20 protein-coding genes and 2 pseudogenes are annotated in these 18,958 nt (G+C 57.5%); 5 read left to right on the top strand and 17 right to left on the bottom strand.

Annotated features, from left to right (window positions below; all coding sequences use genetic code 11):
- Both NKH01_RS33950 and NKH01_RS33945 read right to left on the bottom strand, forming a co-directional pair.
- Positions 1 to 845, bottom strand: an 845-nt coding sequence (locus tag NKH01_RS33950; protein ID WP_353024614.1) for a recombinase family protein, incomplete at its 3' end; no start/stop codon positions are given.
- Positions 832 to 1,020, bottom strand: coding sequence for a hypothetical protein (locus NKH01_RS33945; RefSeq protein WP_352458677.1), 189 nt, complete (start codon positions 1,018 to 1,020; stop codon positions 832 to 834). The genes NKH01_RS33950 and NKH01_RS33945, both read right to left, overlap by 14 nt.
- A 309-nt stretch (positions 1,021 to 1,329) precedes the next feature.
- Here NKH01_RS33945 and NKH01_RS33940 point away from each other — a divergent pair.
- Positions 1,330 to 1,557, top strand: a pseudogene (locus NKH01_RS33940) (transposase domain-containing protein); the annotation flags it as partial.
- A 132-nt stretch (positions 1,558 to 1,689) separates the two neighbouring features.
- Here the strand turns inward: NKH01_RS33940 and NKH01_RS33935 are convergent.
- The 9 genes from NKH01_RS33935 to NKH01_RS33895 all read right to left on the bottom strand — a co-directional run bounded on the left by NKH01_RS33935 (position 1,690) and on the right by NKH01_RS33895 (position 8,438).
- A complete protein-coding gene (locus NKH01_RS33935; RefSeq protein ID WP_353024613.1) occupies positions 1,690 to 2,514 on the bottom strand; it encodes an IclR family transcriptional regulator in 825 nt (274 codons plus the stop codon).
- A 538-nt stretch (positions 2,515 to 3,052) separates the two neighbouring features.
- Positions 3,053 to 3,850: an IclR family transcriptional regulator gene (locus NKH01_RS33930; protein ID WP_353024612.1), complete on the bottom strand. Its 798-nt coding sequence runs from the start codon at positions 3,848 to 3,850 to the stop codon at positions 3,053 to 3,055.
- Positions 3,851 to 3,951: 101 nt separating this feature from the next.
- Positions 3,952 to 4,296, bottom strand: coding sequence for a hypothetical protein (locus NKH01_RS33925; RefSeq protein ID WP_353024611.1), 345 nt, complete (start codon positions 4,294 to 4,296; stop codon positions 3,952 to 3,954).
- Positions 4,293 to 5,384, bottom strand: a complete 1,092-nt coding sequence (locus NKH01_RS33920; protein WP_353024610.1) for an IS5 family transposase — start codon at positions 5,382 to 5,384, stop codon at positions 4,293 to 4,295. The genes NKH01_RS33925 and NKH01_RS33920 overlap by 4 nt, the downstream gene beginning before the upstream one ends.
- A 529-nt stretch (positions 5,385 to 5,913) precedes the next feature.
- Complete coding sequence (locus NKH01_RS33915; protein WP_353024609.1) at positions 5,914 to 6,489, bottom strand: LysE family translocator; 576 nt, start codon at positions 6,487 to 6,489, stop codon at positions 5,914 to 5,916.
- 79 nt (positions 6,490 to 6,568) lie between these two features.
- Positions 6,569 to 6,913, bottom strand: coding sequence for a PfkB family carbohydrate kinase (locus NKH01_RS33910; RefSeq protein ID WP_353024608.1), 345 nt, complete (start codon positions 6,911 to 6,913; stop codon positions 6,569 to 6,571).
- Positions 6,840 to 7,196 (bottom strand): carbohydrate kinase family protein, encoded by a 357-nt coding sequence (locus tag NKH01_RS33905; RefSeq protein ID WP_353024616.1) that lies wholly within the window; start codon positions 7,194 to 7,196, stop codon positions 6,840 to 6,842. The genes NKH01_RS33910 and NKH01_RS33905 overlap by 74 nt, the downstream gene beginning before the upstream one ends.
- A gap of 5 nt (positions 7,197 to 7,201) precedes the next feature.
- A complete protein-coding gene (locus NKH01_RS33900) occupies positions 7,202 to 7,390 on the bottom strand; it encodes a PfkB family carbohydrate kinase (protein ID WP_353024607.1) in 189 nt (62 codons plus the stop codon).
- 115 nt (positions 7,391 to 7,505) lie between these two features.
- Positions 7,506 to 8,438 carry a dihydrodipicolinate synthase family protein gene (locus NKH01_RS33895; protein WP_353024606.1) on the bottom strand — a complete coding sequence of 311 codons (933 nt, stop codon included), beginning with the start codon at positions 8,436 to 8,438 and terminating at the stop codon, positions 7,506 to 7,508.
- 377 nt (positions 8,439 to 8,815) lie between these two features.
- On the opposite strand from NKH01_RS33895, the gene NKH01_RS33890 reads away from it, so the two are divergent.
- Together NKH01_RS33890 and NKH01_RS33885 are read left to right on the top strand one after the other, a co-directional pair.
- A complete protein-coding gene (locus tag NKH01_RS33890; protein WP_353024605.1) occupies positions 8,816 to 10,492 on the top strand; it encodes an FG-GAP repeat domain-containing protein in 1,677 nt (558 codons plus the stop codon).
- On the top strand, positions 10,486 to 11,295 hold the full coding sequence (locus NKH01_RS33885; RefSeq protein WP_353024604.1) for a shikimate dehydrogenase family protein: 810 nt from the start codon (positions 10,486 to 10,488) through the stop codon (positions 11,293 to 11,295). The genes NKH01_RS33890 and NKH01_RS33885 overlap by 7 nt, the downstream gene beginning before the upstream one ends.
- 292 nt (positions 11,296 to 11,587) lie before the next feature.
- Here the strand turns inward: NKH01_RS33885 and NKH01_RS33880 are convergent, their stop codons facing one another.
- The 3 genes from NKH01_RS33880 to NKH01_RS33870 all read right to left on the bottom strand — a co-directional run bounded on the left by NKH01_RS33880 (position 11,588) and on the right by NKH01_RS33870 (position 14,360).
- On the bottom strand, positions 11,588 to 12,394 hold the full coding sequence (locus NKH01_RS33880) for a sugar phosphate isomerase/epimerase family protein (protein ID WP_353024603.1): 807 nt from the start codon (positions 12,392 to 12,394) through the stop codon (positions 11,588 to 11,590).
- Positions 12,395 to 12,460: 66 nt separating this feature from the next.
- Entirely contained in the window at positions 12,461 to 13,291 is an 831-nt protein-coding gene (locus NKH01_RS33875) for an IclR family transcriptional regulator (RefSeq protein WP_353024615.1), read from the bottom strand.
- 301 nt (positions 13,292 to 13,592) lie between these two features.
- Positions 13,593 to 14,360: a 2-keto-4-pentenoate hydratase gene (locus NKH01_RS33870; protein WP_353024602.1), complete on the bottom strand. Its 768-nt coding sequence runs from the start codon at positions 14,358 to 14,360 to the stop codon at positions 13,593 to 13,595.
- 570 nt (positions 14,361 to 14,930) lie between these two features.
- On the opposite strand from NKH01_RS33870, the gene NKH01_RS33865 reads away from it, so the two are divergent.
- Together NKH01_RS33865 and NKH01_RS33860 are read left to right on the top strand one after the other, a co-directional pair.
- Entirely contained in the window at positions 14,931 to 15,080 is a 150-nt protein-coding gene (locus tag NKH01_RS33865; protein WP_353024601.1) for a hypothetical protein, read from the top strand.
- 229 nt (positions 15,081 to 15,309) lie between these two features.
- Positions 15,310 to 15,663, top strand: a complete 354-nt coding sequence (locus NKH01_RS33860) for a hypothetical protein (protein ID WP_353024600.1) — start codon at positions 15,310 to 15,312, stop codon at positions 15,661 to 15,663.
- A gap of 610 nt (positions 15,664 to 16,273) precedes the next feature.
- On the opposite strand, the pseudogene NKH01_RS33855 reads toward NKH01_RS33860, so the two are convergent.
- From NKH01_RS33855 to NKH01_RS33845, 3 genes and pseudogenes are all read right to left on the bottom strand, one after another.
- Positions 16,274 to 16,626: pseudogene (locus NKH01_RS33855) on the bottom strand (DUF1403 family protein); the annotation flags it as partial.
- A gap of 439 nt (positions 16,627 to 17,065) precedes the next feature.
- Positions 17,066 to 17,674 carry a 4'-phosphopantetheinyl transferase family protein gene (locus NKH01_RS33850; protein ID WP_353024599.1) on the bottom strand — a complete coding sequence of 203 codons (609 nt, stop codon included), beginning with the start codon at positions 17,672 to 17,674 and terminating at the stop codon, positions 17,066 to 17,068.
- A 172-nt stretch (positions 17,675 to 17,846) separates the two neighbouring features.
- Positions 17,847 to 18,958, bottom strand: a 1,112-nt coding sequence (locus NKH01_RS33845) for a thioesterase domain-containing protein (RefSeq protein WP_353024598.1), incomplete at its 5' end; no start/stop codon positions are given.

The raw sequence follows: 18,958 nt of genomic DNA, 5'->3' as shown, positions 1-18,958 counted from the left end.
GCCGGCTTGTAATGGCCATAGCTCTTGCGAACGCGGCCATCGACGATCTCAGTGCGCTTCTCGCTCTTACCATAGACATAGGCGCTGGCGTAGAACGGGTTCTTCAGGATCGAGATCACGTTGCGGTAGCGGATCGGAACCCAGTCGAAGGACACCATCTTCTTGCCGTCGGAGGGTCTGGGGAAATGCACGCCGTCATCGATCATCGAGATCAACACTTGCCGCGCACTGCCGAGTTCGCGGAAACGCGCGAAGATCAGACGAATAGTCTCCTGCAGGCGCATGTCGGGATCGAACCCGAGACCGTAATCGCGGTGCCAGACATAGCCGAAGGGCACGGAGATGCGCAGTTCCCCGCGCTGTGCCTTGGCACGGGCGGCCTCGTACATGCGGGCACGCAGCACGCCGAGCTCGAACTCGCTGATGCTGCCCTTCATACCGAGCAGCAGGCGGTCGTTCGGCAATCCCGGATCGTAGACTCCGTCCAGATCGATCACGCGTGCATCGACTTCGCCGCACAACTCGAGCAGCCGATGCCAGTCCGGCCCGTTGCGCGACAGGCGGGACGCCTCCAGGCAAAGCACGGCGCCCACATGGCCGGTGCACAGATCGTCGACCAGGCGCTCGAAACCGGGACGTTCCACAGCCCCGCTTGCGGTTCGTCCCAGATCCTCGTCGATCACCTCTACTTTGCGGAATCCCCAGCGCCGCGCGACGTCGACAAGCTCATATTGCCGACGCTGGCTCTCAAGGTTGAGCTGAACCTGCGCCTGAGTGGACTGACGCACATAGACGACGGCCTTGCGCTTGAGGACGGCAGTCGGAATCAGATTACCGCTCGTCATCGCAGCTCTCCTCCTCCGTTGCCACGCCGGCGGCGGCCATCAATACGTTGGCGAGCCGGGCGATCACTATGGTCCGTTGCGCTGAACTCAGCCCGTTCAGCTTCTCCGAGTCGAGCGGCAAGCTGAGTTGGCGAACGACCACGAGAGATCGTGTCGGGGGTGGCAGGGTTCTCATGTTGCGCCTCCGCGATGGTGAAACCATCCGGAGAGCCTCGCCGGAAACGGCGTTCGATCAAGAGCTTGTGTAGCTCAAGCAGCGCGGCAAGCGATACGCGCGGGGGGCCTAGGTCCATCGCCGCGCAAGCCACGGGATCGATCATCCAAGCCGGAGCGGTAATGACATGCCCGGGCGCGACGACGAGATGAATGATCCGGCCGTTGGCGCGCTCTTCGCTGTTCTCGCAACGAAGCCGACGTCCGAAATACGGGTGCCAACGGTAATGGACCTCGACCTCCTGCCCAACATGGGCAGAATGACCCCGAGATGGCGCTCAACCGCAAGAACGCGCTCTTCGCAGGCTCTGACGGCGGTGCCGAACACTGGGCAGTCATCGCCTCGCTGATCGAAACCTGCAAACTCAACGATGTCGAACCGCTCGGCTATCTCGCCGATGTCCTCTCCAGGATCGTCAACGGCCACCCCAACAGCCAGATCGACGACCTGCTGCCTTGGGCTTACATCCCGGCTCCCGAGCTCAAGGCCGTGGCCTGAGAACACCGCTTACGGATTATCCGGGAATAACTCAAGGTTGAAGCGGAACGCACTCTGGTCGGAAGAACCGAACGCCACAATGAAGCATGTTAGCACCATCGGACTGGGCCTGGCTAAATACGTTTTCCAGGTTCACGGCCGATATCCGTTCAACTCGCTGGAAGCGATCGTCGATAGCTTCTTGACACGTGGGATCGGCCAGATTTCGGATAATTCTTTTGCTGCAGAGAGCATATCCGGTACGATTGCTTTGATCCGAGCGGGGGTCATCCGAACGGTTGGGCCGGCGACGCTAACAGACCCCAGCGCAGGGCCTCCATTCTTGTCCGGAATTGGTGCTGCAAGCGCAGCGATACCAATAACACTTTCATCCGCCGAGATTGCATATCCAGCCACTCGAACTCGGTGCAACTCTTCAGAAAGCTCCTGCTCTTTCGTCACGATAGAGCGTTCGTAGTTGCGGGGAAGAATGAACCCCAGTCGGCGGACCTGCCCAAGAGCATCGTTGCCATCTAAGGTCGACAACCAGGCGCGGCCATTGGCCGTGGCATGAAGAGCAGGGCCGGCTTCCATCGTCGGATCGTAGCGAAGACCGTCTAAACTTCCTTGGGCACTAGCTATCCAAACCAGTTCACCATTTTCCGCGGCGCAGATACGAATAAACTCGCCTGTGCGATGGGCAAGTCTGTTGAGGATTGGCTGACAGACCTCGTTCAATCCGATATTACCAAAGAAACGAAGCCCCAAGGTGGCCGTCCGAATAGCTAAGCGATAATGTTGCGTCACCTCATTATGGACCGCGAAATCCCGGCTAACCAGAATTGAAAGAAGCCTGTGAGCGATGCTCTTCGGAAGTTTCAGGCGGCGCGCTATATCGCTGATTGCGAGCCCCTCTGGGTGGTCGGCTAGCAATTCGATGATGTCAAGAGCGCGCTCCGTCGGCGAAACATTTCCCACTTTTCGTCTCACTGATAAAGGTTAAGACTTCATACCAGACCACACTTAATAGCAGAACGACGATCCAGCAACCTGTATCCCCATGGCGTCGCCACTGAAACCGCACACTCCAAATTGAGGCACCTTTCTCGGCCACGAGCTGTCAATCGAGTTGGCGCCGCGTGAACTGTCGTTACGCAACGTCCGATGGTCAAAGCGTCAGTCACCGCTTTTTGCATGCCGCTCCTGCGCAAACCGTCAAAAACCGTCCCGTCAATTGTTTCAACCAAGAGTTCCACGATAGTGTCGATGTGCTCACTTTGCGCAATCAACGGCGGACAAATGGCGACGTTGTCGGCTACGTAACCGTCCACTGTACCGGCAAGGAAATGCGTGATGAGACCCCGTTCCTGCGCCTTGTGATATGTTTTTTTCGAGCTGAGGCCACTAGGCTAACGCCGGATGATTCGAGGTTGAACAACCCGGAGACTATGCCAACTCCCAACTCCAACCACTCCCGCTACGGCACCGTTGAAGTTTCGCCGGGCGCTTTGTTAATCTACGGGGATTGAAGCAATCTTTTAAAACGCGGTATAGGCCAAATCTCGCCTAGCTCTTTGGCTGCGGCAAGGAGATCCGGGATAATTTCGCGTCCCCGGGATTGCGACATGCGTACAGACGGCCCGGCAACGCTTACACAACCGAGCGCAGGGCCCCCCTCGCGATCTGGAACTGGCGCCGCGAACGCTGTAATCCCGATCACGCTTTCATCGGCCGATACAGCGTAGCCACGTTCTTTTATGTGCTTCAACTCTTTGGAGAGCTGTTCCTCACTCGTCACTGAGGAACCTGCATAGTCGCGCGGCAAGATGAAACCTTTCCGGCGGACTTGTGCTAGTGCGTCTGTCTCCCTCAACGTGGATAGCCAAGCGCGACCATTTGCCGTCGCGTAAAGGGTAGGTCCCACTTCCTTTGTGGGATCGTATCGAAGTCCTTCGGAGCTCCCCTGGGCGCTAGCGATCCACAACAGCTCACCGTTTTCTGCCGCGCAAAGTCGAACGAACTCGCCGGTGCGTTGTGCCAATCGAGTCAGGATGGGCTGGCACACTTCGTTCAGACCAATGTTCCCAAAAAACCGAAGTCCGAGCGACGCAGTTCGGATTGCCAAGCGGTAATGCTGTGATGCGCTATCTTGGATAGCGAAGTCGCGGTCGGTAAGAATTGAGAGGAGCCTGTGGGCAATGCTTTTGGGGAGCTTGAGCCGTCGCGCTATCTCGCTGACCGCGAGGCCTTCAGGATGATCGGCGAGCAACTCAATGATATCAAGTGAACGCTCTGTTGGTGAAACATTTGCCACGGTTAACTCTCAACGGTGAACGAATCCGAATCTGTAACATTACAATCGGAACGACAAGAGCGCAACTCCACACAGACGCACACCGTGCCGCCCGCATTAAGCTAGCAGGCTGTTGAAGAAGTGTCGCGCCTGGCTTTGAGGATGGCCTCATCGGCGTTGTGATAGGCAAACGTGATTTCGATGGAGCCATCGTCGAGCAATTCGGCATGGCCGTCGCCTGTGACTTCGTCCATCTCGTCACAGCCGTTCCAGGTGAAGAAGACCATTGATGGGCCGTAACTGAGATCGAGGCCAGCCTCCAGGGCGCCAAAGGCAATCTCGCCGTTGTTGTCGTCGCCGATGGTGATCGTCGCCGGACCACACAGGTTGAGATAGCCGCGATCCCCCAGATCGGCCTCGACGATGCGCCAGCGGCCGACCAGCAGGCAGCCCGCCGGCGCGCTCACGCTGGCACCGCCATGAGCTTTGGTAGCCGCACCAGATTGTAGGCGGCGGCCGCGAAGGTGAAAGCCCATCCGACACGGTCGCGGCCGCGGAACTTGGTCTTGTCTTGGCCGGCGACCGTCTTGACCCAGCCGAACGCCTCCTCGATGCGCTTTCGGATGCGTTGGCTGATAGCGTAGCCACTGTGCCGGGTCGTGCGGCTATCGATCGCCGAACTGCGCCCGCTGGTGTTCTGCGCGACATGCGGCGTCACGTTCATTGAGCGTAGTTCGTTGACGAAGTCCTCAGCGTCGTAGGCCTTGTCGGCGCCGAGTGTGATCGCCCGCGGCCGCTCGGCGCGCGACTCGATCATGTGCAGGGCGGCGACCCGTTCGGCATGACCGTCGGCCAGTGTCAGGCAGGCATCGACCAGCAGACCGTGGCGGTTCTCCATCAGTCCATGCCCGATGAAGCACAGCTTCGTCTCCTTGCCTTTGCCCTTGCGGTAGAGCCTGGCATCCGGATCGGTGGTCGAGGCATGCGTGTCGTTCGACCGCTTCTGGCAACGGAAGTCCGCTTCGGCATTGCGCCCGCCGCCTTGGGCCGGTGGCTCGCCTGAGCCGTCCTTCGGTTTGACGCTCTTCATCGACGCCCATGCCTCGATCAGAGTGCCGTCAACCGAGAAATGATCCGTCGACAGAAGCTTCTTCACCCTAGGCTCTGCCAGCACTGCGCCTAAGAATTTCGCCGCGATGTCGCCTTCCAGAAGCCGGTCGCGGTTCTTCGAGAACACCGAATGATCCCAGGCCGCATCATCGACGCCGATACCCACGAACCAGCGGAACAGAAGGTCGTATTCCAGCCGCTCCATCAGCAGCCGCTCCGACCGGATCGAATAGAACGCCTGCAGCAGCATCGCCCTGAGCAGCTTCTCGGGTGGGATCGACGGCCGCCCGATCGGCGAATACAGCGCTGCGAAGTCACGCTCCAACCTAGCCAGCGCCTCGTCCACGATCACCCGAATGGCGCGTAGCGGATGATCGCGTCGAACCCGCGCCTCGAGGTCAACGTAGCTGAACAACTCCCCAGTTCGATTGTCGCCGCCGCGCACCCATCGCCCTCCGAATCTCTTCGGAGACAGTGAATCACCCTCTCACGGCCGCGGCCAGCGCCTTTTTCAACAGCCTGCTAGTTCATTTACGTGTACCCTTAAAGTATATTCAATCAAGACTGGCACATCGTGGGTTTGCTTCCGTGACACCCATTGGCGCTAGAGCTTTTGCCCTTGATCTACAGTCGGTCCACCTTAGAGCGAACTTCCAGCACGGCTGCATCCATGGCCTCACCGAGCAGCCCGATGATCGTCTCTAAGTTCTCCCCAGTCGCCATCAACGGCAGGCAAATAACGACGTGATCGCCCACGTAACCGCGAATTGTGCCGCTAAGCGCGTGTGTAATGAGGCCTCTTCGACCAGGAGGGCAAGCGGTACATCGACGGCGGGCCTCCGATCGTAACCGAACAAATTGCGTTAAAGTGCAAACGCAGAGTCGATACTGGTGCCAAAACCGTGAGAGCGGGGATTTGCGCAGCGTGACCCTTCACATCTCGCCGAGTCTAGGATCAAGCCGGCCTCTGTCGCTTAGGCTCTAAGCAAAGAAGCGAGAAGCGCAAACGAGACCAGAGCCAGCCATATGGAAGCGATGCGGTGCGCAATACGCAGGCGAGTTTCTCCCGCTTTGCCCACCTGCGTTAGCGCTCCGGCCAAACCCCATATAAGGGCTACTGCGGTTGCGGAAAGACACAATAGTCCCAGTTTCGGGAGGAACTGCGCGTCCACTGGAACGGGAAGGAGGACAAGACCGAAGATCAGGGCCTTGGGATTCAGGACAGTGGTGATATAGACCCTCAGTGCGGTTACCTCGGCATTTCCCCCTCCCCAAAGTCGCACTCCCCAGAGTTTCACTGCGAGATACATCATCCAGATTGCGGCCGCTACTTTTAAGGTGACTCCCACATCAGGCCAGCGCTCGAACAGCCAATTGCCTAGCGCCGCGAGTGGCAAGGTCGTCGTAAGGTATCCAAGCAACTCTGAGGGCAGAAGACGCAGCACGCGGCGAGGCCCCTTCTGGGCAGCCGCAAGCGCCATCAATGTGTTTGTCGGACCAGGCGCCAGGAGAAGCGCCAGTACTGCCGAAAAGAAAAAAGTATAACTCATACTAGTCTCCACGGCTCTAGCGAGACGTGATTTCCGCGATAAAAAATACGGTAAATGGTACCTTTTCGCGACCTTTGCACTAGGCTTGCAGACACCATTGATCTTTCTCCGCCGCAAAAGGAATACTCGACTGGCCCCCCTTGGGCGAACAGGAGATGCCCGCTGCGGTTACCGCTCGACCGACGGCAGCCTTATTTGACAAGCCGCGATCTAATGCGGATGCAAGGGCACCTACGAAGCAGTCCCCAGCTGCCGTAGTGTCGCTGACTTCGGCCGGCAATGCCGCAAAAGAAATCCTTTCGCCGGCAGCAAAGACTTCCGCTCCATCGCCCCCAGGTGTCCGTAGCACGTCAATATTCAAGCACGTGGACAAATCTTGAACCGCACGCCATCCAACCTGCGAGCGCCTCTGCCTCGTCCTCATTGACGATTATCAAATCGCAGCTCGAGAGAGACTCGCGGTCCAATAGAAATGCGGGTGCGAGGTCGAGAATTGACCTGCCTCCTACATTTCTGACGCGTCGCATCAGCCGCTGAATCTGCGGTCGGTCATTCTCCATCTGCATGACGGCGGCGCTTGCTTTAGAAATGGGGCCATCATCCACAATGTCTGAATACGCAACAAGATTGGCGCTAGCAGCAACTGCGATCATGTTACGGCCCTGGCTGGCGATTAGGATCGATGCACAACCTGTCGGCTCAGTCACATGCGCTATCCGGCCCAATCGACTGAGTGGATCAAGTTCTGCATGGCGACATCGGCCAACGCATCCTCACCGACCGCCCATACCGTGACTACAGCGGCGCCATCGCGCGCGGTGGCGATGGCCTGATTGGCTCCCTTACCACCTGCTTCGGTCCGAAACTGCTTTGCGAGTACCGCCTGGCCCTGCCGTGGCATATCCTCGACCGCGAAGATAAAATCCGCATTGATAGAACTGAATGTGATGATTATGAGCAGCAGTCGTGCATCGGCTTGCGCAGGTCAGGCAAAGCGCGGCCTGATACGCCTTCCACTACACGCGTTCAGCTATCCTGTGCCTGAAGCGTTCTGTCCCTGTATGGATGTGGTCAAGCAGACTCATTGCTGCCCAGTGGCGCTCAGCTATGTTGTAATCGGTGACGCGCGAATGAGCGCTCGAGAAAGTCCCGAGGCGGGTATGATAAATCTTGGCGAGGCCAGGATAGCCCATTGGCTCGGCCATTGCTGAGAGCGCCAGAAATATCTCCAACTCGCGGCGCAAATCGGTCTCATCGGCAGCGTGGCGATACAGCCAGGCATAGAGATCGGGATGGATGTTCGTAAAGACGCCGGCGAAACCCTTGGAGCCCTCGCGCATCGCGGCCGCTGCAATCGCGGCATTGGCATTGACGACCGCAAATCCCGAGTCTCCTGACAGCGCCACACGGCGGCGGATCGTTTCAAGGTCGCAAGAGACATCCTTAAGAGTGACGAAACGCCCCGTATCGCGGCATACTTTGAATTCCTCGTCAGTCAGCAGCCTGCGATAGGGTGCAGGGCATTCGTAAAGTCCTAACGCCAGATCACTTGGCACCCAACTCAAAACGGCATCGAGACCGTGGCGGAAGGCCTCTGTTCCATTATTGCCGATGTCTAGTCGATTGGTGACAAGCACCAACGCGTGGACACCGGTGTCCGCCATTGCCATCAGTTCGGTGCGCTGGTCGTCGGGGCGATCGCTTATGTGTCCGGACGCTATCACCGGGACGCGTCCGTCGGCCAGCGATACCACTCTCTTCGATAGCGCAATTCGCTCATCAAGCGACAGTTTTTGCATTTCGCTTGACTGGCAGACGGCGAAGAGAGCGTCGGCACCGTTCTGAACGTACCATTCCACCAGTCGCTCCAACCCCTCCCAGTCAACACAATTGTCGGCGGTAAAGGGCGTGAGCATGACCGGTACGATTCCATGGGCATTTTTTGTCATCGGGCTCTTTTCGCTAGATTTGAAATCATATTTCGTTTTAGAATAGCATTCCATTATCGATCCGAACAAGGAGAAAAAGCGTGAGCGTCAAAAGATGGGAGGACGATGCTATCGTGTGGCACGGCCCAGACTATGGTTCTGAGGCACTACGGTATCATCCCCAAGTGACGTCAGCGCCAGTTGCCGGGCGCATCATCAGCTGTGTCGAAGTTGTAGACTGGAGTGGGACAGGCACGCGCGACCTGCTTATTTCCGCTTGGGACGCTTGTTACGATGGACGCGTATTTCTTCGGCGCCAAATCGGAACGAACCCGGATGGGACGCCAATTCTCGGCGAGGAGGAGCTTATTGAACGCGTACGAGGATACGTAACTGCCGTGAAGGATGGCGACATTTTCCATCTTGTGTCCGCCTCTCGTATGCGTAGGCAGATCTTTGTTTTCCCGAATATCGGCGAGAAAGGAGCGCCGAAATTCGGTGAGCCTCTGCGTCTCGATCTTGAGGCGGACTGGGTCAAGGGCAACGAATATTTCCACATGGCCCGCTTCCACGATATCGACGGGGACGGCGTCCCTGAGCTGATCGTTGGTAGTGACAATTGGGACGACTACTGGCCCAACGGGCTGGAATGGAATGATGAAGGCTACCGCGGCTATGACGACGCCGGGCGTTGGCTCGGCGGACCGCTGCGCGGCTTCCTCTACGCCTTTAAGAACAAGGGTACGTTGGCCGACCCGGTGCTGGAGCGTGGCCGTCCCCTCATCTCGGGTGAAACTCCGCTGGAAGTATATGGCCAGCTCGCGCCTGCCTTTGGCCGCTTTGGCGGATCGCGCTACAGCCTAATCACCGGCGAGTTCTGGAACATCCTGCATATTGCGCGCCAGCGCGAAGACGGAGAATTTGAGCCGACCAGCTTGCTTCGCACTCCCGACGATACGGTCCTCGAGCTCGATCAATGCATCCATCTGCCTTGTGTGGTCGACTGGGACGGCGATGGCCGCGAAGACATTCTCCTCGGCGCCGAGGACGGTTACGTCACCTATCTCAAGAACTGTGGCGATGGGGAAGATGGCCTTCCGCGGTTCGAGAAGCGTGGACGCGTGGAAACAACCAAGCCGCTGATCCACGCCGGCGTATTGCCGAGCCCGGCAGCGTATGACTTCAGCGGCGACGGCCATTTCGACTTCGTTATCGGCAACAGCACCGGCGAGCTTCTATTCTACCAAAGCCGGGAGGAGAACGGAACAATTTACCTGGATAAGGAGATTATGCTGACGGCTGATGGAAGGCCGATCCGGCTTGCCGCCGGACTTACAGGCTCCATTCAGGGGCCATCGGAAAAGATGTTCGGCTATTCCTGCCCGACGATCGCGGATTGGACGGGCTCCGGACACATGGACCTTCTTGTCAGCGATGTGACCGGCCGTCATCGGCTTTTCCGCAATACCGGCGAGAAGGCGTTGCCGCCGCGCTTTGCAAAGGAAGAATTCCTAACCTACAAGGGCAAGCCCCTGAAGACCGTCTGGCGCGTGCGTCCGGCAGTCGTGGATTGGCTCAAGGACGGGGAGCTTCATTATCTTGCTTTGGATGAAGAAGGCGTTCTCAGCGATTGGAGGCGCGCTTCCGATACCAAACTCGTGGACAAGCGCGATGTTTGTTGGGCAAACGGCGACCCGATGCGATTCACCGTTGATGTCGGCGGCGGCCGGGGCCGGGTGAAACTTTGCTTCTGCGATTGGGAAAGCACCGGGCGCACGGACCTGATCTTCGGCACTCACGCCCGCGCCTGCGTTCCGCCTGACCCGGCGACCGGCGCGCCCCGCAATACGACGAAACAGGCCGGCCTGTTCTATTCCCGCAATGTCGGCACGCCTGAAGAGCCGCGCTTTGCCCTGCCGATCCCCTTCAAGTTCCGAGATGAGATCATCGCCATGGCCATGCATGTCGCATCCCCAGAAGCAATAGATTGGGCCGGTCGTGGTGCCCTCGATCTCATAGTCGGCATCGAAGATGGAAGCATCGTTTGGCTAAAGCGTGAGGAACTCTCATGGTGAACTGCTGCCAGATTAAGGGCACCACGCTATTGATAGGCATAATCGGAGATCCGATCGCCCAGGCGAAAACCCCTGCCACTATCAATGCGATCTTCAGCTCATGTGGGGCCGATATTGCATGTGTACCACTCCATGTCCCAGTACAGGAGCTTGACACGGTCTGGGCCGGGTTAAAAGGCATGTCGAACCTCGTAGGATTCGGCATAACTATACCCCATAAACAGACCGCCCTCGAGCTTTGCGATAGCCTGGATCCCCTGGTAAAACGCGTGGGGGCGGTAAATCTCGTGCGGCGTGAGCGGGACGGTAGCTTTCGGGGCTACCAGTTTGACGGGAAAGGTTTCGTTCGCGGACTTCAGGCCAATAGCATCGCGATTGAGGGTCGTGATGTGCTGATCCTAGGGGCGGGAGGAGCCGCCGTGGCGATTGCGTTCGCACTGGTGGAAGCGGGTGCGAACAGCATCACAGTTTCCAACCGCACACTCGATAAAGCAGAGGCATTGGTGGACACAATGAATGCTGAATTCGGGCACACTGTTGCCAGAGCGGGTCCCGCGAAACCCGTGGCTGGGCAGCTCGTCATCAACGCTACTTCTCTTGGCCTCAAGGAAACCGATGCGTTGCCTCTGGACCCTGACCTCCTGCAGCCAGGTATGACAATGGCGGAGGTCATTGCACAGCCAGAGACGACGCGGCTGTTGGCGGAAGCTGAAGCCCGGGGTGTTGAGACCCATTCGGGCATCCACATGATTAGAGGGCAGGTAGGGCTGATCGCGGAACACATCTGCGAGATCTGGGGTTGAATCGGGTCCTGGGTTCAACCGCCGCGCATCTCCTTCGACGCGCGGCGGATCCGTAATTGCAAAAGCGCGCAACGCTTTAAGGGCAGCACCAGATGCTGCATTCATTTACCTGGTCCGAACCGATGGGCCTGCCCGCTAGGCTGTCGGTGGCAGGGCTGAGATGTACAGCCAAGCGCCTAGCAAGCTTGGCTTGACTTCTCCGCTTTTCGACTCTTAAAAAAACGCATCGGACGGGAGGATCGTTAAGAGTAACCATCAGTCCTAAGGTGACAGGAGCACGACTTGGCGCTCATTAGTCGCTTCCACCAAAGATACGCCGGCAACGCGCGATGGCGATGTCCATTACTTCTGCCGGATCACGAGCCCACCAATCCGTTGAAAAAATCTCAATCTCTACGGCACCGCGGAACCCTGCTCGCCGCATCATGCCTTCTATGGCCGGCAGGTCAACGATACCATCTCCCATCATTCCGCGATCGGTCAAAAGATGGCGGGTTGGAAGTAGCCAGTCATTGACGTGAAAGCCAAGAAGCCGCCCAGCTTGGCCCGCGCGCATAATCTCCGCTTCCAGTCGCTCGTCCCACCAAAGATGGTAGACATCCACGATCACGCCGAGTCCTGGCCCAAAAGCCTCGCATAGGTCGTTGGCAGACCTTAGACTTGTGATTACGGTGCGGTCGCCCGCAAGCATTGGATGTAAGGCCTCTATAGCGAGCTTGACCCCTATGCGCCTGGCCATTTCCAGTAGCCGGCCGATCTGGTCTTCCGCCCGCCGCCGTGCTGCCGCTAGCCCGCGCTCCCCTTCTGCGAGCCCCCCGGTGAACAGGAATACATGGTCGGCGCCAAACCGCGCGGCCCTTTCCAGTTCCGCTTCGGCGCGGCCCAAGTACTCCGGCACAAAGGGGCCAATACGATTGTAACCCGAAACTTTCATACCATGGTCGCGCAATGCTGCCAGAGCATTTGCTTCCCCAACCTTGGTTATCTCGTCTCCCCAGATGGAAACGGTATCGATGCCTCGCTCAGCGCTCAGCCGCAGAAAGCTCAGCATGTCGGCGCTTTCGCGGACCGTGGCATGATTGAATATGATAGCCGTCATCTGGCAATCCTCAGTTTTTGTGGTCGCCGAACGGTGGAAATGGGCTTGAGCGTGCTGGTTACGCTGTCACGCGGACTGCGCTCTCTTGGCTACTCCTGCACCTACCGTGATAGTTAGCGGTGTCATCATCCGCTGACGGCTTCGAAGCGGCCAGATGTGGCTGAGTTCAGTCGCCGCTCGATTTAGCGCGTCCGCTAATTCTGGCCAGCGATCGGGTGTAATGCGGATAAGAGGGCCCGCGACTGATATCGTCCCAGCAACTGGCGCATGCGGGTCAGAACTGGCGCGGAATGGTACGGCGACTGCGGCCGTCCCGGTTTCAGCTTCTTCTAAGGAAGTGGCGAAGCCCCGTTGTCGCGTTTCCTCGAGTCGAACCCGTAGGTCGTCGACCGAACGAGCCGAGTTCGGCCCGAGTTTGCGCCTTGCTCCAAACCCGCGGGAGTAGACAAGTTCCAGGGCCTCTTCCTCCGGCAATGTGGAAAGCCAAGCCTTACCATTAGCAGTTGCATGCAGCACTATTTCCTGCCCCATATCGGGATCGTACCGTAACCCGGTGACGGCACCTTGTGCCCTGGCGACCCAGACCAAGTCACGGCCTTCCAAAATAGCAAGACGGCAATATTCCCGTGTTTCCGCAGCCAACCTGGTCAAGACCGATTGGACTACATCCGGTACGTTGCGGGCATCCAGATTCCGGAAAGCCAGGGTGCTCATTCGCAGCGACAGCGCATATTTCTGGCTGGCGTCGTCCTGGATGACCCATCCGTGGTGCACCAGCGTCGCAATGAGCCTGTGGACCGCGCTGGCAGGCATGTCGAGCCGATCAGCAAGATCTGATAATTCCACAGGCTCACGTTCGCCCGCAAGCAGTTCCAACAAGGTCAGACATCTCGACACAGCAGCGACAGTCACTTGGCAGCCTCTCCGTTTTTTGCAACATAAATGAGTTGTTTCCAAAATGGAATACGTTTCCAGCACAAAAAAATCCCGTCCCGCTGGACGGGATTGCCTCCGAACATCGATCCCTATAATAAATACACGCGCAGATACAAGAAAATACTATTAGATTGTAATTTTGAAGTCCTGAACATTTCAAGCTTTAAACTGAGACATTCATATGTAACTAAAAAATATATAGAATACCGACGACACCCGCCATACCTGCAATCTGATCCACCTTCGTCACATCCCGATCGATTCAGTAATCGTTTTGTGCAGTGGCGACATGGAGAGCCGCACCTCCGATGTCGTCGAAAGTCGCCACTAAGTGTTGCCCCGCTTTGACTTTATGTATGCCCGTATAGGAACCAGTCATGACAAATTGACCTGGTTCCAAGACTTTTCCGCGATGAGCGAGATGATTGGCGAGTGCCACAACGACATCAAATGGGTCCCCTGCAGGATGCCCGCCGCGCCTTTCGAGTACGGTTAGATTATCCACGGTCAACTCGACAGCGATCTCGAGGAGATTATGCTTCAGCCACGAAGAGTTTGCCATTCCTAACACAACACCCCCATTGCCAAGGTTGTCTGCCAACAGGTGCGGTGTCGGCGACTGAAACAATTCCACTAACCGGCTGTCTAGCAATTCGAATGCAGCCATGACGCCACCAATACAGGGTATAATATCTGCTCTCGTATAGCCACTTACCGGTCGCGGCCCGATCGCAGTTTCGATCACGAAAGCCAACTCGCACTCCACGCCGTCTTTCATTCGTTGAATTGGCAGTGTCTCGCCCGAGAAGAAAAGATCGCAATCAAAAATGGGGGCGGATAGTACGGAGGAATCGGCTAACAGACTCGCCTTCCAGCCCACCGCATTTACACCCAACAAAGACTGGGTACATGCCTGGATATTATACGCGTCTTTGGTTGAATTCAGGCCGCAAAGATTTACCGGGTCCGCGCTGCAATCACGCTTTTTGGTGATTAGGCGGTTGGCGGCATCGTGTAGTCGCTCATTCATCATAGTCTCCTGTGTTAAGCTAAGTGGCAAGGCTATCCAGCCTTCGAAACGAATGCTTCCATCGAGAGCAGCACGTCGCTGTCTAACCTGTTTAAACCAACGAAATGCAAGTGGAGAAAGCGGCACAAGCACACTCTCCCGAGGGACGATCGAGACCACCTCGCCTATCGCGTGAGCGCGCACAAATGATATGTAGCCTGATGCAAGGCTGAAGAGCGCCGGCTCATTGCAGGCGCGGCGCCGCCTTGAATTTGCTCCGCCTGCTGAACATCAAAGCTATCCTTGTCTCCGTGGTCGCGGCGCATTTGCCCTCGCATCTTCAGATATTGGAAATAAATTCCATTTCGTAACGACGTTCCAACACTTCGTCAACATGGCCGAGGGGACCGCTGTCGAGACCGGTAATTTCTCTGGGGTCATTATCGGTTGTTAAGGCCCGACCGGTCCATGACCGTCGTTCTTGTTCGAGGAGGCGACGGTAGCGGTGGACTGGACGATCACGATCGAGGGCAATAACGAATTCGGCAACGTCTGTCGTGGGCAGGTCCGGGTCGGCAAGAGCTGGAGCGCTTGTTCGACGGTGAAATCGGCTTCTCGATCGAAGAGGGCAAGAAAGTCATGGCGGCGCAGCAAAGCGCGGTCGTGAACCACGAGGCAGAGACCTACGCGCTTTTCCGTCGGGTTTGCCCGGACTGCCACACATTCCGACCGGCCGGTTAAGGACTACACAACGCGTCGGATCAGAATCGTCTTCGGCGCCGTTGAGGTTAGCAATCCACGTTGGCTGCTGTGTCGGGAGTGCTATCCCGGCATGGTCGGCGCCATTGCGCCGCTGAAGGAAATTTGTCCTGACCAGGCGACGTCGACGGCGCGGCAGTAAGCCCTATGCCGTACCGGGAGGCGGCGAAGGTGCTGGCCGAGTTCCTGCCAATTGAGCCAACGGAGAAGCATGCGACCGTCGCGCAAGCGCACCATCAGGATCGGCGATCGACTCGACGACCATATCGCGCCGGAAACAGGGCGCGCGAGGTCTCAAATCGACCGACGCCAGCTCGATACGCAGCTTCCCGGGGATCGACGCAAGGAGTTCGTCGTCCGCATCGATACGGCTTATGTGCGCAGCGCCGAGCCCAATTCGGCGCGAAATTTCGAACTCGTCGTCGCCAGATCCGGCAGCGGTGGCCGAGGCGAATCCGGTGGCCGCTATTTCGTCACCGGAAGTACAGACCAAATGGCGATCCGGGTTCGCACCTTCATACCCTTCGGCGCGAAGGGTACGGCGGCTTCGGCGACGTCACTGTGATCTCGGACGGCGCAGAAATTCTCAAGCGGCTGCCCCGCGCCATGCCGAAGCCGACGGCCCACATCATCTACTGGTTCCATATCGCCATGAAGATCCAGCCCATGCAACAGATCGCTGATCAATGGATACAATCCCACACTGACCGAACCGGGGAGCTGCCTTCCATCGACAGTCAGGGCGGTGAAGTGGCGTCTATGGCACGGTCGTGTCGATCGCCCCATCCGCGACCTGGAGCGGGTCCTCGTAAAACTCTAGCATTCGCAGCGAGAAGGCGAGTTCTCGATCGCACGCCTTCATAGTCTCGCGTTGCAGCTTCTGACTACATCCGTTCGAACCGTGGTGTGATCGTAAACTATGGCAAGCGTTACCGAGCCGGCCTTCACGTTGCCACGTCCTTCGCCGAGTCGGCGGTGAACTCATTCGTCGGGAAACGTATGGTCAAGAAGATGCTTCACGGCGCGCATATGCTCATGCAGGTCCGGACGGGCGAGATCAATGGCGAACTGCATTTGCGGGTACCGTTTCAACGGCCAGAGTCAAACGTGCCTTCGATTTTCAAGCCTAAATCGCCCCTTCTGCGCGCCGCCTAACCCCAGAGAAATTACTGGCCTCCAGGTCGTTCGGCGGCCATGAACGCGCCGGTCACCAAGCCGACCATTCCGATGCTGGCAGACAGCTGTCGAAGGTCGTCTGCTAGGTCGCCGACCGCCTCGTCGCCGCAGGCGGGACCAAACTCTTCCAATACCGCAGCGAGATGTCTCTCCGTCAGCAGCTCCTCGGCGGCCCGGGCTGCCAGCCGGCGCCAGGCGAGAGCAAAAGACCGGCGGGGCCGACGGACAAAAAATCGCCCGGCCGCGTGAGCAGCACTGGATCGCGCAATGCCGCCTCATCCTCGACGCGGCCGGCCTGCTTCGCCGTTGCCGCGGCCGCCGAAAGTACCAGGCTCTGCCGCCAGGCGCCGGCCGGCAGCCCGGCGCAGCCAAGTCGGCACGGCGGACGCCGGTGCGCATTGGTGCCGCTGGAGAGAGGGCTGGGGTGACGCAAGAGAGATTTGGGCCGCAGAATTATGGTTGGCAGGATGAAATCGTGGCGGCGCTTTTTGGGCAAGCCGCATCCATAAAAGCGCCGCGCCTGTCGCGGTAACGAAATGAACGATAAGCTTGCCTTATCGCCGCACCGAAGCAGAGGAACACAAAGGAAAAGAAGGACGCATCAGAGCAAGAAGGCCCGGACTCTAATCTCAGATGGGGAAATTACCCGTGGCAGGTCACCCCAACCCGCTCTTCGGCGCCCGCTCGATTTCTGGAGAGGTGTAGTCGGTGAACAATGTCGGCCGCGCGATGCATCCATTCGTTCGAGCGACGCTGGTGCACCGGCTCGATCATCCTGACAGCGTCGCTCACTATGCCGACCGCGAATAAGCCAACCCAATTACATTCTTGGAAATAAGTAACTCGAGCGAAAACGTGCAATTTGCTTTCGACACGTGCCCTAATCGCGCAGAGATATCAATTTCCACGTCCTGGAATTCAAGGAACTGATTGTACAGTGGAAAATACGCCTTATACGCAGCCTCCTTCAAAACAAAGAGGTCCCGCCGCTTGAGCAAATGTAGATCGTACATGCGTTGCTCGTTAGGGGTGGCAATCAAGTCGATCAGGTTCTCCGGAAGAGGTTCATTAGGCTCAATGTCGACGCCGAGAGCTGCAATCCTTTTCGTCCCGGCAATAGCGGCGGCTGCTACTGTATCGTGGTGCGCCAGAGATCCGATGACGCCGGGTGGCCAGATCGGAACACCAGAGCGCGTCTTTAAGATCGGCATTGATGGGAATCCCAGTTTCCCAAGAAGTGTTCGGGCAACTACTCTTGCGGCACCGCTTTCGCGGCGGACTTTAGGAACAGCGCGTCCAATAGACGTAACTTCGGAAGCGTATAAAGTGAATTCATCGGCCTTCTCTATTGGACGAATGCCGACGATGATGTTCTCTTGATCAATCGTCATAATCTCCATCTATTTGTGTCCTTCGTTTCGAACATGCTGGCATCGATCAGAGTGGGCGACGGACCACATATGAACTGCTTCCCATCTTGGACCGCCGGGCCGGGACTTCCCGAGTTGCGGGAGTATTTGGGGCTCGAGACTAACCTGCGAGGCCAGAAACATTCGGGGGAATTCGTTGAGTCTATTTAACAGTCCCGATTAAGGCCGTTGAAATGGCTCGAGCCAGAACTTGGCGGTTTTTTGGATTGCTCACCATTGTGGCGTGGTTGCCTGGAATTGGTATCGCGTGAATGGCTCCCGCACCCAAAATCAGGTCCCAACCCTGCTTTGGCGAGTCTACCTCCCGATCTAACCGTTTATCAGGCGGTACCCGACGAAGGATGAGAGGCTCACTGGCATAAAACTGATGTATCTCAATTGGGAGCGACGGAACTCGATACGACTGTAGCGCCTGGAGGAATTGGGCCGCCTTTTGATACATCAGAACATCACTTTGGAGATCATGATCCGGAGGCAAAGCCCCAATTTGCTGTGCCTTTTCAAGCAACTCAGCAACTGAACATTGCCCGGCAAAGCGCTCCAATACTTCGACGGATTCATCGTTGACGAATTCACAATGTTCCAACATAACTTCTCGTACCAAACTTATAGGTGATAGCTTTGACAAATTTGCAGGTATCGGAACATCTATGAACGCCATGAATGACACAGCTTCGCTGAGACTCAGCAAGTGCTGGGCAATTGCATAAGCCACGATTGCGCCTGATGAGTATCCAGCAAAGCGGTATGGACCCCTTGGCTGGATCTCTCTGATGGCAAGGACTAGCTCCGCGGCAATCGCCTCAATTGTTGGTGGACAAACGTCATTGAAGGGCGGCCATGGCAGAGCGTATACTGGGCAGTCTACATCCATTTCCTCCACCAAACCGAGGACATAGGAACAATCTCCAAAGCCTGTGGGGACAAAGAAGAGCGGTGGCTGCGATCCGGTTGGTCGAACGGAAATCACTCCCGGACAACTGGGCTGTGGCTCTAAATGTATCTTCGATGCAAGTTCCTTCAGAACAGGGGCTTGGAAGAGGTCGGCGGCGCTAAAGTTCAGCCCAAGCTGTAATGCTCGACTGAGCACCTGCACGGCCAGCAGCGAATGGCCGCCGAGCTCGAAGAAGTTGTCGTGGCGTCCGACCCGCTCGACCCTGAGAAGCTCGGCCCAGATCTGTGCCAGCGTCGTCTCGATCTCGCCCTGCGGCGCCTCATAGGCCGCCCGCGCATAGGCGTCGTCGTCGGGAGCCG

The organism is Mesorhizobium sp. M1403 (genome assembly GCF_040317695.1).
GTDB lineage: Bacteria > Pseudomonadota > Alphaproteobacteria > Rhizobiales > Rhizobiaceae > Mesorhizobium.
Note: the sequence above shows the minus strand (reverse complement) of the source record. Positions and strands in the feature narration are given on the sequence as shown.

Coding starts and splice junctions, on each gene's coding strand:
- NKH01_RS33885 (WP_353024604.1), top strand. CDS start 10,486: ATGGTGAACTGCTGCCAGATTAAGGGCACCACGCTATTGATAGGCATA.
- NKH01_RS33945 (WP_352458677.1), bottom strand. CDS start 1,020: ATGAGAACCCTGCCACCCCCGACACGATCTCTCGTGGTCGTTCGCCAA.
- NKH01_RS33850 (WP_353024599.1), bottom strand. CDS start 17,674: ATGGAGATTATGACGATTGATCAAGAGAACATCATCGTCGGCATTCGT.
- NKH01_RS33895 (WP_353024606.1), bottom strand. CDS start 8,438: ATGACAAAAAATGCCCATGGAATCGTACCGGTCATGCTCACGCCCTTT.
- NKH01_RS33860 (WP_353024600.1), top strand. CDS start 15,310: ATGCGACCGTCGCGCAAGCGCACCATCAGGATCGGCGATCGACTCGAC.
- NKH01_RS33915 (WP_353024609.1), bottom strand. CDS start 6,489: ATGAGTTATACTTTTTTCTTTTCGGCAGTACTGGCGCTTCTCCTGGCG.
- NKH01_RS33900 (WP_353024607.1), bottom strand. CDS start 7,390: ATGCCACGGCAGGGCCAGGCGGTACTCGCAAAGCAGTTTCGGACCGAA.
- NKH01_RS33910 (WP_353024608.1), bottom strand. CDS start 6,913: ATGAGGACGAGGCAGAGGCGCTCGCAGGTTGGATGGCGTGCGGTTCAA.
- NKH01_RS33880 (WP_353024603.1), bottom strand. CDS start 12,394: ATGACGGCTATCATATTCAATCATGCCACGGTCCGCGAAAGCGCCGAC.
- NKH01_RS33870 (WP_353024602.1), bottom strand. CDS start 14,360: ATGAATGAGCGACTACACGATGCCGCCAACCGCCTAATCACCAAAAAG.